Genomic DNA, 13865 nt, shown 5'->3' on the forward strand with positions numbered 1-13865 from the left:
GCACCGTCCCGTACTGTCGTTCCATGCCACGCCGCACCGCGACGATGCTCGCCTCCACTCTGATCCTGATCGCGCTCCTGTGCGCGGGAGTGTTCATCAAAGTGCCCTACTCGGAGATGTCACCGGGCCCCACGGTGAACACGCTGGGCGATCACGACGGCGAGCCGGTGCTGCAGATCACCGGGCACAAGACGTATCCGACCACCGGGCACCTGAACATGACCACGGTCCGGGTCACCAGCGCCGACTACAACATGAATCTTGTCGAGGCGGTCTATGGGTGGCTCGCGCACGACAACAAGGTCGTGCCGCACGACACGCTCTACCCGGACGGCAAGACCGAGGAGCAGTCGACGCAGGAGAACGCCGAGGAGTTCAGCCAGTCCCAGGAGAGCGCCAAGGTGGCCGCTCTGAAGGAGCTGGACATCCCGGTGAAGTCCTGGGTGATCGTCTCCACCGTGCTCAAGGACTCCCCGTCCGAAGGCAGGCTGCACGCCGGAGACGTCATCAAGGCCGTCGACGGTACGAAGGTGAAGGCGCCCGACGACGTCGCGAAGCTGGTCACCAAGCACAAGCCGGGCGACAAGGTCGTCTTCACGATCGTGCCCGCCAAGGAGCAGGCCGCCGCCGAGAAGGAGAACAAGACGGCGACCGCGACCAAGGACGTGACCATCACGACGACCAAGTCCGACGACAGCGGTACTGATCGGGCGATCGTCGGGATCTCGGCCGGGACCGACCACACGTTCCCGTTCGCCATCGACATCAAGCTCGCCGACGTCGGCGGACCGAGCGCGGGCCTGATGTTCGCGCTCGGCATCGTGGACAAGATCACCCCGGGGAACCTCACCGGCGGCAAGTTCGTGGCCGGCACCGGCACCATCGACGACGACGGCAAGGTCGGCCCCATCGGTGGCATCGAGATGAAGACGGTCGGCGCGCGTGAGAAGGGCGCCCAGTACTTCCTGACGCCCAAGGACAACTGTGCGGCCGCCGCGAAGGACACCCCCGAGGGGCTCACGCTCGTCAAGGTCAACACCATCGACGACGCGATGAGCGCACTCAAGGACATCAGCTCGGGCAAGACGGCCGACCTCCCGAAGTGCACCACCAAGGGCTGACGGCGTCGGCTCCGAGTCCGTACGTCGATGGGGGCGCGCCCGACACCGGGTGCGCCCCCATCGACGTAGAAGAAAGCCTCGTACGAGAGATCAGTCCGCGAAGGTCGCCGACAGTGCCTCCGCCAGGCCCGGCACCAGGTTCGACCCCGTGAGCACCTCCGTCGGCGCGTCCTTCTCGCGCAGGCGGAGCGCCGAGTCGCGGGTGCCGTCGCGCAGGACGCCGACCGTCATGCGGACCTCCTGGCGGTCGGGGTGCTCGGCGACCCACTTCGTGAGCTTCTTGCCGCTCAGGCCCGCCGGGACGGACGCCTCCGCGGACGGCGGCAGCATCAGCCGCTCCACCGTGAGCGCGCAGCCGACCACGGCGTCCGGCCAGGCGATGGTGCCGAGGAACTCGTCCAGCGGCTTGTCGGCAGGGATCTCGTCCTGCTCGATGGGGGTGAGACCGGTGGTCTCCGGCTCGTCCTGCAGGCCGAGCTGGGCCGCGAGGCCGGGTTCCTGGGCCCGCAGTCGCGCGGTGTCTACGAGGGCGAAAAGGCGAGCGGGCTGGTCCCAGCCGAGGCCGGAGGCGTACTCGTCGATCTCGAGTACGGCCCGGGTGAGCGGGCTCGCTGCCATGGGAGTGTTGGACATGGTCACAATCCTGCCTCGTTAGTACCCGGAACCGGGAACCGAGTAAAGCGTGAGTAAGTTGCATAGATGAGGCTCCACGATCACGGAGCCTTGCGGACGGTCCACCATCACGGGGGCCTGACGGATCAACAGCGACTTCGAGGTGCGCACCTTGGCTTTCCAGATGCCGGACCGCGGCGGAGGCCCGACGGGGCCACGGATCAGAGTGGGCCGACCGTCCCGGCATGTCCGGACCCTGCTCATGACGCTGGGCGTACTGGCCGTGCTGGCCATGGCCTTCGTCATGTTCGCCGGGTTCTGGACGGACTGGCTCTGGTACCGGTCGGTTCACTATTCGTCCGTCTTCACCACCACTCTGTGGACCAAGATCGGACTCTTCTTCGTCTTCGGCCTGCTGATGGCGGCCTCGGTCGGCGTGAACATCTGGCTGGCGCACCGGCTGCGACCGCCGCTGAGCGCCATGTCGACGGAGCAGCAGAGCCTCGACCGGTACCGGATGGGCATCGCGCCCTACAAGAAGTGGCTGCTGCTCGCCATCACCTCCCTGGTCGGGCTGATCGCCGGCGCATCAGCCTCGGGCCAGTGGCGTACGTGGCTGATGTGGGTGAACGGGGTTCCCTTCCACCAGAAGGACCCCCAGTTCCACCTCGACGTCTCCTTCTTCGCCTTCGACCTGCCCTGGTACCGCTTCCTGCTCGGCTTCGGCTTCGCCGCCGCCGTGCTCTCGCTGATCGCCGCCGCGCTCACGCACTACCTGTACGGCGGGCTGCGGATCACCAGCCCGGGGGCGCGCGCCACGGCTGCGGCCACCGGTCATCTCTCCGTGCTCCTCGGCATCTTCGTCGCGCTGAAGGCGGTCGCCTACTGGCTCGACCGGTACGGACTCGCGGTGAAGTCCAGCGACTTCAAGGCGACCGGCAACTGGACGGGCCTCAGGTACGTCGACGCCCACGCGTATCTGCCCGCCAAGACGATCCTGTTCTGCATCGCCGTCATCTGCGCGCTCCTGTTCTTCGCCACCCTGTGGCGGCGCACCTGGCAGCTGCCCGTCATCGGCTTCGGCCTGATGGTGCTCTCGGCGATCCTCATCGGCGGTCTGTACCCGGCGATCGTGCAGAAGTTCCAGGTCCAGCCGAACGAGCAGGCCAAGGAAGCGCCGTACGTCGAGAAGAACCTCAAGGCGACCCGCGAGGCGTACGGGATCGACGGCACCCAGGTCTCGGAGTACGCGGGCACCAGCGACACCAAGGACACGACCAAGCTGCGCGAGGACGCCGACACCACGGCGAGCATCCGACTGCTGGACCCGAACATCGTCTCGCCGACGTTCCAGCAGCTGCAGCAGATGAAGAACTACTACGCGTTCCCGACCAATCTGGACGTCGACCGGTACAGCAAGGACGGCAAGGACCAGGACACGGTCATCGGTCTGCGCGAGCTGAACCTCAACGGCATTCCGAAGAACAACTGGATCAACGACCACTTCCGCTACACCCACGGATACGGCGTCGTCGCCGCCAAGGGCACCACGGCGACCTCCGGCGGCCGGCCCGTCTTCACCGAGTCCGACCTGCCGTCCAACGGCGACCTCGGGACGTACGAGCAGCGGGTCTACTACGGCGAGAAGACCACCCAGTACTCGATCGTCGGCGGTCCCCAGAAGGAGATCGACTACTCCGACGACAACGGTGAGAAGACCACCAGCTACAAGGGCAACAGCGGGATCAGCCTCTCCAGCCCGATCAACCGGGCCGCGTACGCCGTGGCGTTCGGTGAGCCGCAGATCCTCTACTCGGGCGCGATCGGCGAGGGTTCCCGGATCCTCTACAACCGCACCCCCAAGGACCGCGTCGAGGCCGTGGCCCCCTGGCTGACCATCGACGGCGACGCCTACCCGGCCGTGGTGGACGGGAAGATCCAGTGGATCGTCGACGCCTACACCACGACCAACGGCTACCCGTACGCCTCCCGCACCACCCTGGGCGACACGACCGCCGACTCGCTCACCGCGACGAACAACCAGCGCGCGGTGGTGGCCCAGCAGAACCAGGTCAACTACATCCGCAACTCGGTGAAGGCGACCGTCGACGCGTACACCGGCGAGGTCAAGCTCTACCAGTGGGACACCAAGGACCCGGTCCTCAAGACCTGGATGAAGGCGTTCCCGCACACGGTGCAGCCGAAGACGGCGATCTCGCAGTCGCTCATGGACCATCTGCGGTACCCGCAGGACCTGTTCAAGGTCCAGCGCGAGTTGCTCACCCGCTACCACGTGAAGGACGCGCAGACGTTCCTCAGCGGCAGCGAGGTGTGGCAGGTCCCGGACGACCCGACCAACAAGTCGGGCAACGCGGTGCCGCCGTACTACCTGAGCATGAAGATGCCCGACCAGAAGGCCCAGACGTTCTCGCTGACGACGACGTTCACGCCGAACGGCCGCGACAACCTGAGCGCCTTCATGTCGGTCAACGCCGAGGCGGGCACCAGTGATTACGGCAAGATCAGAATCCTGAAACTGCCGACAAGTGAACCCGTCGACGGACCCAAACAGGTCCAGAGCCAGTTCAACTCCGAACAGGACATCGCCGAGTCGATCAGACTCCTCAAGGGCGGCGACTCGGACATCGAGTACGGCAATCTGATGACGATCCCGCTCGACGGAGGACTGCTCTACGTGGAGCCCGTCTACGTACGCGGCAATCAGCTCAAGTACCCACTGCTGCGCAAGGTGCTGGTGACCTACGGAGGCAAGACCGCCTTCGAGAACACGCTCGACGCGGCGCTCAACAAGGTCTTGGGAGAGGACGGTTCGACCGCCCAGCCACCGGGCGACGGGACCGCGAATCCGCCCACGTCGAGCAATCCGACGGTCCAACAGGCGCTGAACGACGCCCAGAAGGCCTTCGATCAGGGCCAGGAAGCCCTGAAGAAGGGCGACTGGAAGGCGTACGGCGTCGCACAGAAGGATCTTGAGGACGCGCTGAAGCGGGCCGAGGAGGCGCAGGCCAAGGCCGACAAGACCAGCGGCAGCAGTGACAGCAGTGGCAGTGGCGGTAGCAAGAGCAGCGACAAGAGCAGTAGTCCCAGCAGTACTCCCAGTAGCAGCCCGAGCAGCGACAAGAGCTCCGGCAGCGGCTGAGTCAGGGACCCCCTCCGCGCCGTGGTACGGTTGCAACACAACGGCGCGGGGTGGAGCAGCTCGGTAGCTCGCTGGGCTCATAACCCAGAGGTCGCAGGTTCAAATCCTGTCCCCGCTACTAAAGTCGAAGGCCCGGATCCTGATCATGGATCCGGGCCTTCGGCGTGTGTGTCCCGGGTCCTCGGTATGTGTGTCCGGGTCTTCGGGGTGTGCGTCCGGGGTTTTCGGGGTGTGCGAACGCCTCGCCGAGGCGCCCGTGGTGACCTGGCGACTCTTGTGAAGTGCTGCGCCATGCGGGGGGAGTTGGGAAATCTGTGTTTGACTTGTCTCTCTGTGGGCATGTCGACAAAACGCTGAAGTGACCTCACTGGCTGCGGTATACCAGGTGTACCCAGGTTGCAGGTGGTGCGACGATGGACGTTATGGGGGACAAGGCAACTCTGTTGGATACAGGGCGGTTTGCGCAGTCTGCCGACTTTGCGCGGCCAGCGGATTTCACGCAGCCTTCCGACCGGGACGAAACCGGCGAGGCTGCCGAGGAAGCACGCCAGCGGCTCGCCGCCGAAGCCGGCGACGTCGAGGCGATGAGCGTCCTCGGCGCCATGCTGCTGCGCCGCGGTGATCTCGACGGAGCCGAGCCTCAGCTGCGTGCTGCGACCGCCGAAGGCGATCGCGCCGCCGCCAACAACCTGGGTGTCCTCCTGCACCAGCGCGGGTACGCCGACGACGCCGCCGGATGGTGGCGGATCGCCGCCGTCGCGGGCTCCGCGGCCGCCGCGCACGCGCTCGGGCGCTACCACCGCGAGCGCGGCGACGAGCCCGCAGCCGAGTACTGGCTGCGTCAGTCCGCCGAGCAGGGGCACGCCCTCGGCGCGTACGCGCTCGCCGATCTGCTGGAGCACCGCAGTGACGTGGGCGCCGAGCAGTGGATGCGGGCCGCCGCCGAGCGCGGGCACCGTGAGGCCGCCTACCGGCTGGCGCGTGCGCTTGATCGCAAGGCCGTGGACGCGGGTGAGATCGGCGGCGACAACGGTGTCATCGGTGTGATCGGTGCCGCCGGCGAAGAGGCCGAGCAGTGGTATCGGCAGGCCGCCGCGCGCGGGCACCGGCGGGCCGCGCTGCATCTCGGGGCGATTCTGGAGAAGCGTGGCGAGCTGAGAGAGGCCGGGCGCTGGTATCTCACGTCCGCCAAGGACGGGGAGGCGCGTGCCGCTTGTGCGCTCGGATTCCTGCTGCGGGACGCGGGGGACACCGAGAGTGCGGCCGTGTGGTGGCTGCGGGCCGCCCAGGACGGTGACGGTAACGCCGCCAACGCGCTGGGGGCGCTGCACGCCGAGCGCGGTGAGACGCAGACCGCGGAGCGGTGGTACCGGGCAGCGATGGACGCGGGCGATGTGAACGGGGCGTACAACCTCGGGCTGCTCTGCGCCGAGCAGGGGCGGACCGTGCAGGCCGAGCAGTGGTACCGGCGGGCCGCGTACGCGGGGCACCGGGAGGCGGCGAACGCGCTGGCCATTCTGCTGCTTCAGGTCGGGGACTCGGCCGGGGCCCAGCCGTGGTTCTCCAAGGCCGCGGAGGCGGGGAGCGTCGACGCCGCTTTCAATCTCGGGATTCTGCATGCCGGGCGGGGGACCGAGGAGGACGACGCGGCCGCGCTGCGGTGGTACGAGCGGGCCGCCGCTGACGGGCACACCGAGGCCGCGCTCCAGGTCGCCATCGCGCGGCTGCGGGAGGGGGACGAGCGGGGGGCTGAGCAGCATCTGCGGTGTGCGGCGGGGGGTGGCAGTGCCGAGGCCGCGTACCGGCTTGCGGCGGTGCTTGATGCCCGGAGGCCGCCGGCGCCCGCGCATGAGCTGGGGGAGCCGGCGCAGGAGAAGAGCGAGTGCGAGGAGTGGTACGAGCGGGCGGCGTCCCAGGGGCATCGGCGGGCGCAGGTGCGGGTCGGGATGCTGGCCGCTGCGCGGGGCGATGTGGTGGAGGCGGCTCGGTGGTACCGGGAGGCCGCGGAGGCCGGGTCTCGGAACGGGGCGTTCAATCTTGGGCTGCTGTTGGCTCGGGAGGGGAGTGAGCCTGAGGCGGCGCTGTGGTGGGCTCGGGCCGCTGATGCGGGGCATGGGCGGGCGGCGCTTCGGCTGGCGCTTGTGTATGCGCGGCGGGGGGAGTTGGCGGAGGGGCAGCGGTGGGCTGACCGGGCCGTTTCTCTTGGGCCTGCGGAGGTTTCTGAGCGGGCGGCTCGGTTGCGGGACGCTCTGCGGGAGGAGCTGTCCGCGTGACGGGGGCTTTGGGGTGGGTGGGGGCGGGCGCGGGGTTTTCTCGCCCCCGCCGCCCCTACCCGTCCCATCCCGTTCCTGGGGCTCTGCCCCAGACCCCGCTCCGTTGTGTGTCGGGTGCGGGTCGGTGGGGGCTTGTCGCGCAGTTCCCCGCGCCCCTGTCTGGGGCTCGGTTAAGGGATTTGCGCTGGTCCACACGGTTGACGTAGTGTTCAGTTTGTCGACGCGGGGTGGAGCAGCTCGGTAGCTCGCTGGGCTCATAACCCAGAGGTCGCAGGTTCAAATCCTGTCCCCGCTACTGAAACCGAAGGCCCGGATCCTGATCATGGATCCGGGCCTTCGGTGTTTGTTGGCGTTCGGTGGTTTTGGTGGTAGCGAAAAGCCCCGGCACCCTCAGGTGCCGGGGCTTTTCGTGGAGTTTTTATGCCGCCGCGCAGTTCGGGCAGACGCCGCGGTACGTCACCTCGACGTCCGAGACCGTGAAGCCGAAGCGCTCCGAGTCCGGGAGGTCGGCGAGGGGGTTGCCGCTCGGGTGGACGTCGCGGATCGCGCCGCACCGGGCGCAGACCAGGTGCTGGTGCGGGCGGTGTGCGTTCGGGTCGTAGCGCTTGGCGCGCTTGTCCGTGGCCACTTCCAGCACCTCGCCGAGCGAGACCAGCTCACCCAGCGTGTTGTAGACGGTCGCCCGGGAGATCTCGGGCAGCTTGGCGACGGCCCGGGCATGCACCTCGTCGGCCGTCAGATGGACGTGATCGCCGTCCAGGACCTCGGCCACGACACGCCGCTGCGCGGTCATTCGCCATCCGCGTCCGCGCAGTCGTTCCAACAGGTCACTCATACAGACCAGCCTAACAGCAAGGTGACCAGATCCCGAACAGGTGTGAATTTGGAAGCCTACTTGACTTAGACATTGTCCATTGTAGGATCGAGTTCGATATTGGGTGATGGGCAGGACTGGGCAGGGATGACGCAGGAGGCGCACGTGACGCAGGGACCGCTTACGACGGAGGCCGGCGCGCCGGTGGCCGACAACCAGAACAGCGAGACCGCGGGCGTCGGCGGGCCCGTCCTCGTTCAGGACCAGCTGCTGCTGGAGAAGCTCGCGCACTTCAACCGTGAGCGCATTCCGGAGCGTGTCGTGCACGCACGGGGCGCCGGTGCGTACGGCACCTTCACGCTGACCCGTGACGTCTCGCACTGGACCCGTGCCGCGTTCCTCTCCGAGGTCGGCAAGCAGACCGAGACCTTCCTGCGCTTCTCGACCGTCGCCGGCAACCTCGGCTCCGCCGACGCCGTGCGCGACCCCCGCGGCTGGGCGCTGAAGTTCTACACCGAGGAGGGCAACTATGACCTCGTCGGCAACAACACCCCGGTGTTCTTCATCAAGGACGCCATCAAGTTCCCCGACTTCATCCACACGCAGAAGCGCGACCCGTACACCGGGTCGCAGGAAGCCGACAACGTGTGGGATTTCTGGGGGCTGTCCCCCGAGTCCACGCATCAGGTGACCTGGCTCTTCGGTGACCGCGGGATTCCTGCCTCGTATCGGCACCTCAACGGGTACGGCTCGCACACGTACCAGTGGAACAATGAGGCCGGCGAGGTCTTCTGGGTCAAGTACCACTTCAAGACCGACCAGGGCATCAAGAACCTCACCCAGGGCGAGGCCAACAAGCTCGCCGGTGAGGACCCCGACTCCCACCAGCGTGACCTGCGCGAGGCCATCGAACGCGGTGACTTCCCGTCCTGGACCGTGCAGGTGCAGATCATGCCGGCGGCCGAGGCGGCCACGTACCGCTTCAACCCGTTCGACCTCACCAAGGTGTGGCCGCACGAGGACTACCCGCCGGTCGAGATCGGGAAGCTTGAGCTCAACCGCAACCCGGAGAACGTCTTCGCCGAGGTCGAGCAGAGCATCTTCTCGCCCGCTCACTTCGTGCCGGGTATCGGGCCCTCGCCCGACAAGATGCTCCAGGGGCGGCTCTTCGCCTATGGCGACGCCCACCGCTACCGCGTCGGCATCAACGCCGACCATCTGCCGGTGAACCGGCCGCACGCCATCGAGGCGCGCACCAACTCGCGTGACGGCTTCCTGTACGACGGGCGCCACAAGGGTGCGAAGAACTACGAGCCCAACAGCTTCGGCGGTCCCTTCGAGACGGGCAGGCCGCTGTGGCAGCCGGTCGCGGTCACTGGACACACCGGTGACATCGCCGCCCCCGTCCACTCCGAGGACGACGACTTCGTGCAGGCGGGCAACCTCTACCGGCTGATGTCCGAGGACGAGAAGGGGCGTCTGATCGAGAACCTGGCGGGCTTCATCGCCAAGGTCTCCCGTGACGACATCGCCGAGCGCGCGATCGACAACTTCCGCCGGGCGGACGGCGACTTCGGCAAGCGGCTGGACGCCGCGGTCCAGGCCCTGCGCGGCTGACAACCAGCACTGGAACGCTTGTCGTGGGTGGCGGGCCGGGTCCCTTTCGGGGTCCGGCCCGCTTGCGTGTGGGTGTGGGTGTGGGTGTGCGGAGGGCTTACGCCGGTACGTGCTGCCGTACCGGGGCCCAGCAGCGGATGATGTCGCGGACCGAGACGATGCCGACCGGGCCGTTGCCGTCGAGCACGATCAGGTGGCGGAAGCCGCCGTGCGACATCGCCGTCGCGGCCTCCTCCAGGGTCCAGGCGGGAGCGGCGAAGACGACGTCGGTGGTCGTGTGGGTGCCTGCGGTCTCGGTGTCCGGGTTCTGGCCCAGGGCGAGCGAGTTGAGGATGTCGCGCTCGGTGATGATTCCCAGGCCGCTGGAGTCCTCGTCGTGGACGACGGCCGCGCCTACGCGGCGTGCGGACATCAGGCGGGCCGCCTGGCGGAGGGTGTGTGCCGGGCCGATGGTGAGGACCACCGTGCTCATGGCGTCGCGGACGAGCATGGACGGAGCCACCTCCTACGAATCCGCTGGGCTTGGCCCACGGGGTGGGCTTGCGCACGGATTCACAAGTTCACAAGTGGGGGGACTCTCAGAGTCGCAGTTAAAGGGAGGGTCAACAAGGGGGCGCGTGCGGTGAGTTCGGGGGCGCCCGGAGGTGCCCCGGGAACCCCAGCTCAATACCGCTGGTTCAGGTAACCCAGCAGTTCGTCGTGGAGGATGCCGTTCGACGCGGCCGCGTTGCCGCTGTGCGGGCCCGGGCGGCCGTCCAGGCCGGTGAAGGAGCCGCCGGCCTCGGTCACCACGATCGCGGTCGCCGCCATGTCCCAGAGCGAGAGCTCGGGCTCCGCGCAGATGTCCACCGAGCCCTCGGCGACCATCATGTACGGCCAGAAGTCGCCGTATCCGCGGGTGCGCCAGACGGCCTTCGTGAGGTCGAGGAAGCCGTCGAGGCGGCCCTGGTCCTCCCAGCCGGACAGGGACGAGTACGCGAAGGACGCGTCGGCCATGCGGGAGACCTTGGAGACCTGGAGACGCGAGGCCGAGGAGAGGCTGCGGCCGGTGAACGCGCCGTGGCCCTTCGCGGCCCACCAGCGGCGGCTCAGCGCGGGCGCCGAGACCACGCCGACGACGGGCTGGTAGCCGCCCTCGCCCGCCTCCATCAGGGAGATCAGCGTGGCCCAGACGGGGACGCCGCGTACGTAGTTCTTGGTGCCGTCGATCGGGTCGATGACCCAGCGGCGGGGGCCCGTGCCCTCGATGCCGTACTCCTCGCCGAGGATCGCGTCCCGTGGCCTCGCCCGCTGGAGCTGGCCGCGGATGAGCTCCTCGGCGGCCTTGTCCGCCTCGCTCACCGGCGTCATGTCCGGCTTGGTCTCGACCTTCAGGTCGAGTGCCTTGAACCGGGCCATCGTCGCGGCGTCGGCGGCGTCCGCGAGGACGTGGGCGAGACGCAGGTCATCGTGGTAGTCGGGCATGAGCGAACCGTATCTGCCCGTTCTGGGATCGGGCCACAGGGGCCCGGGATCATCCCGGTTTCGGTTCCGCCCGGTTTCGGTTCCGGGTTTTGGCTGCTGCTCTCCGTTTCCGGCCTTTCCGGCTGCGGGCCGTCGTGGGTTCGCCTGCGGATCGTTGTGGGGCGGGGCCGGGTCGGAGGTATCCGTCCTCGGTCCGGCCCGGAATCGGTCGCGTTTCAAGGGGACGGTGTTGACGCGCCGGCCGCCGCGGGCGGACACCTCCGACCCGGCCCCTTCTCGTCGTTCACGGGTGTCCCTTGTCGGGGGCTCGCGTTCCGGATTGGGTGCGTGCGAGCAGTTGTTCGCGCCCCTTGGGGCCGCCGCGAACCCTTGACAGTGCCTCTGCGCGCGTCAAATCTGAGCTGCAGAGCCGCTCGCCCCAGGGAGGCGATGATGCCTGCAGCGCGGGAATCCCTCTTGGACGCCGCATATACGGCGCTCGTGCGTCGTGCTTGGTCTGCCGTACGGATGGTCGATGTGGCCGCCGTGGCCGGAGTGTCACGTCAGACGCTCTACAACGAGTTCGGGAGTAAGGAGGGGCTCGCGCGTGCCCTTGTACGGCGGGAGGCCGATGCCTATCTCGCGGGGGTCGATCGGGCACTGGCCACTCATGCGGATGCGCGGGAGCGGCTGGTCGCCACCGCTGAGTGGACCGCGTCGGCCGCGCGGAGCAACGTCTTGGTGCGGGCGATGCTGACGGGGTGCTGGAGTGAGCGGCTGCCCTCGCCGACGTTGTCGGCGGTGCCCTCGTCGTCCGCGGTGCCCGCGCAGCGACGGGCCGACGGGCCGTTGCCCTCGCCCTCCGACTTCGTGGCGCTGGTGCGGGACCGGGCCGTTGCCACGCTCTCCGGCTCCAAGGCGGACACGTCCGAGCTGGTCCGCTCCTGCGAGCTTGTCGTGCGTATCGCCTTGTCCTGTGTGTCGGCGCCGCCCGGTGAGGGCGGGGTCACGGATCTGGTGAAGGCCGCGTTGACCCCGTCCCACCGGCTCGGCGTCCAGAGCTAGCGGGCACTTCTTCTTGAGCCGGGTGACGGTTACTTCTTCTTCAGCCAGCCGACCTTCGTGAAGTCCTCGTCGGCGAGCCCGTTCGCGCCGTAGTTGGCGAGGTTCGAGCGGACGGCGAGGACCTGCGGCCGCTGGTAGAGCGGGATGGAGTGGCCGAGGGCCCAGATCTTCTTGTCGGCCTCGTTGTAGAGCTTGGCCTGCTCGGTGGTGTCGGTGGTCTCGCCCGCCTTCTTCAGCAGGGCGTCGATCTCCGGTGAGCCGACCGAGCCGTAGTTCTCGTACAGGTTCTTGCCGGACGTCTCGCGGTAGATGGGGTACGCCTCGGAGCGGAAGATCTGGTCGACCCAGCGGAAGCTGGCGAGGTCGAAGTTGCCGATGGTGACGTACTTCGAGAAGTAGTCGTTGCTCGGCACCTTCTTGATCGACACCTTGATCCCGACGGCCGCGAGCTGCGCCTGCACCAGCTCCGCCTGGTCCTCCTGGGCGGAGGTGCTGCCCGCGCTGAGGGTGTAGGCGAGGGTGAGCTGCTTGCCGTCCTTGGCGCGTGTGTCGCCCTTCAGCTTCCAGCCGGCCGCGTCGAGGAGCTTGCCCGCCGCCTCGACGTCGTATGTGCCGTACGTACCGGAGTTGTCCTGGTAGCCGGCCTGGTTGGGCATGAAGAAGTGGCTGCCGTACGTCTTCAGCTGGACCGGGAGGTCCTTGCCGAAGGCGGTGGCGATGGACTTGCGGTCGATGGCGTGCTGGATCGCCTGGCGGACCCGGACGTCCTTGAGCGGGCCGCGCGCGCCGTTCAGGGTGATGTGCACCTCGTCCCAGCGGGCGCCGGTGCGGATGTCCGTGTCGGCGGCCTTCGCCAGGCGCTTGTAGTCCTCGGGGAGGATCGCGGAGGCGTAGTCGATCTCCTTGTTGAGGTACGCGTCCGTCCAGGCCGTGTAGTCCAGCGCGCGGAAGACGATCGAGTCCAGCTTGGGCTTCGTGCCCCACCAGTTGGGGTCCGGGACCGCGGTGATCGTCTGGGCCGTTTTGTCGTAGGAAGAGATCTTGAAGGCTGCGCCCGTGACCGGGATCTTCTCCGTCCAGCCCTTGTTGAACTTGGCGGGGGTGTCGATGCCCGCGGCGGGGAGCAGAGGGTCGAAGAGGCGCTTCCAGTCGGCGTACGGAGAGGAGAAGGTGACCTTGACCTGGTGGGCGTCGGCGCCCTGCCCGACCGCGCTGATCTGGTCGTAGCCGGAGGTGTTGGCGGCCTCGTACTCCTTGTTCGTGCCGTTGCTCGCCTTCCACAGGGCGCTGAAGTCGCGCCAGCTCAGCGACTTGCCGTCGGACCACTTGGCCTTGGGGTTGAGCTTGTAGACCACGACCTGGGGGCTGGTGGAGGTCACCGAGGCGGAGAGCAGGAAGTTCTCGTCGGGGTGGACCTGGCCCTGTGCGTCGGCGGAGAAGAGGTTCGGCTCGACGAGTTCGTTGATCTCGGCGGCGTCGCCCTGGTTGCCGTTGGCGGTGTAGCGGTTGAAGTCCGCGATGTACTGGGAGATCGCGAGCTTGAGGGTGCCGCCCTGCTGGATGTCGCTGAGCGGGTGGGCGTTGATCTGCTGGCTGCCGGCCGGGGCCGCGCTCTTCTGCGCCTGCGGCTTGTCGTCGTCGGACGAACCGCAGCCGGTCACCAGCAACGCGGAGGCCGCGGTGGCGGCGACCAGGGCTGCGGCGGGGGTTCTGCGCATGTCGGTGTCCTTTGTGGGGTGTCCTCGGTGGCCGGCGGGAGC

The 13865-nt window shown here is 68.0% G+C and carries 10 protein-coding genes and 2 tRNA genes; 7 read left to right on the forward strand and 5 right to left on the reverse strand.

From position 1 onward, the window contains the following. Nucleotides 1-23 precede the first annotated feature (23 nt). Entirely contained in the window at nt 24-1121 is a 1098-nt protein-coding gene (locus tag AB5J50_RS33100) for a PDZ domain-containing protein (protein WP_369261927.1), read from the forward strand. Nucleotides 1122-1211: 90 nt separating this feature from the next. Here the strand turns inward: AB5J50_RS33100 and AB5J50_RS33105 are convergent, their stop codons facing one another. Then, nucleotides 1212-1754: a PPA1309 family protein gene (locus tag AB5J50_RS33105; protein ID WP_327431583.1), complete on the reverse strand. Its 543-nt coding sequence runs from the start codon at nt 1752-1754 to the stop codon at nt 1212-1214. Between the two features lie 163 nt (nt 1755-1917). On the opposite strand from AB5J50_RS33105, the gene AB5J50_RS33110 reads away from it, so the two are divergent. The 4 genes from AB5J50_RS33110 (at nt 1918) to AB5J50_RS33125 (ending at nt 7461) form a co-directional block, all read left to right on the forward strand. Beyond that, entirely contained in the window at nt 1918-4893 is a 2976-nt protein-coding gene (locus AB5J50_RS33110) for a UPF0182 family protein (RefSeq protein ID WP_369265584.1), read from the forward strand. Between the two features lie 44 nt (nt 4894-4937). After that, nucleotides 4938-5011: transfer RNA gene (locus AB5J50_RS33115), tRNA-Met, on the forward strand. Nucleotides 5012-5306: 295 nt separating this feature from the next. Continuing rightward, nucleotides 5307-7166, forward strand: a complete 1860-nt coding sequence (locus tag AB5J50_RS33120) for a sel1 repeat family protein (RefSeq protein ID WP_369261929.1) — start codon at nt 5307-5309, stop codon at nt 7164-7166. 221 nt (nt 7167-7387) lie between these two features. Beyond that, a tRNA-Met gene (locus AB5J50_RS33125) sits at nt 7388-7461 on the forward strand. A 123-nt stretch (nt 7462-7584) separates the two neighbouring features. On the opposite strand, the gene AB5J50_RS33130 is transcribed toward AB5J50_RS33125, so the two are convergent. Further along, the gene (locus tag AB5J50_RS33130; protein WP_327431585.1) at nt 7585-8001 is read right to left on the reverse strand and encodes a Fur family transcriptional regulator; all 417 of its coding nucleotides are present in this window, start codon (nt 7999-8001) and stop codon (nt 7585-7587) included. 126 nt (nt 8002-8127) lie between these two features. On the opposite strand from AB5J50_RS33130, the gene AB5J50_RS33135 reads away from it, so the two are divergent. Continuing rightward, a complete protein-coding gene (locus AB5J50_RS33135; RefSeq protein ID WP_369261930.1) occupies nt 8128-9597 on the forward strand; it encodes a catalase in 1470 nt (489 codons plus the stop codon). 97 nt (nt 9598-9694) lie between these two features. Here the strand turns inward: AB5J50_RS33135 and AB5J50_RS33140 are convergent, their stop codons facing one another. After that, the gene (locus AB5J50_RS33140) at nt 9695-10087 is read right to left on the reverse strand and encodes a CBS domain-containing protein (protein ID WP_327431587.1); all 393 of its coding nucleotides are present in this window, start codon (nt 10085-10087) and stop codon (nt 9695-9697) included. Between the two features lie 173 nt (nt 10088-10260). Further along, nucleotides 10261-11061: a histidinol-phosphatase gene (hisN, locus tag AB5J50_RS33145; protein WP_327431588.1), complete on the reverse strand. Its 801-nt coding sequence runs from the start codon at nt 11059-11061 to the stop codon at nt 10261-10263. Nucleotides 11062-11493: 432 nt separating this feature from the next. On the opposite strand from hisN, the gene AB5J50_RS33150 reads away from it, so the two are divergent. After that, nucleotides 11494-12105 carry a TetR/AcrR family transcriptional regulator gene (locus AB5J50_RS33150; protein ID WP_369261932.1) on the forward strand — a complete coding sequence of 204 codons (612 nt, stop codon included), beginning with the start codon at nt 11494-11496 and terminating at the stop codon, nt 12103-12105. Nucleotides 12106-12134: 29 nt separating this feature from the next. Here AB5J50_RS33150 and AB5J50_RS33155 read toward each other — a convergent pair whose 3' ends face one another. After that, nucleotides 12135-13823 (reverse strand): ABC transporter family substrate-binding protein, encoded by a 1689-nt coding sequence (locus tag AB5J50_RS33155; protein WP_369261933.1) that lies wholly within the window; start codon nt 13821-13823, stop codon nt 12135-12137. Nucleotides 13824-13865: the final 42 nt, after the last annotated feature.

Origin of the sequence: Streptomyces sp. R35 (assembly GCF_041053035.1) — a bacterium.
Classification (GTDB): domain Bacteria; phylum Actinomycetota; class Actinomycetes; order Streptomycetales; family Streptomycetaceae; genus Streptomyces; species Streptomyces lutosisoli.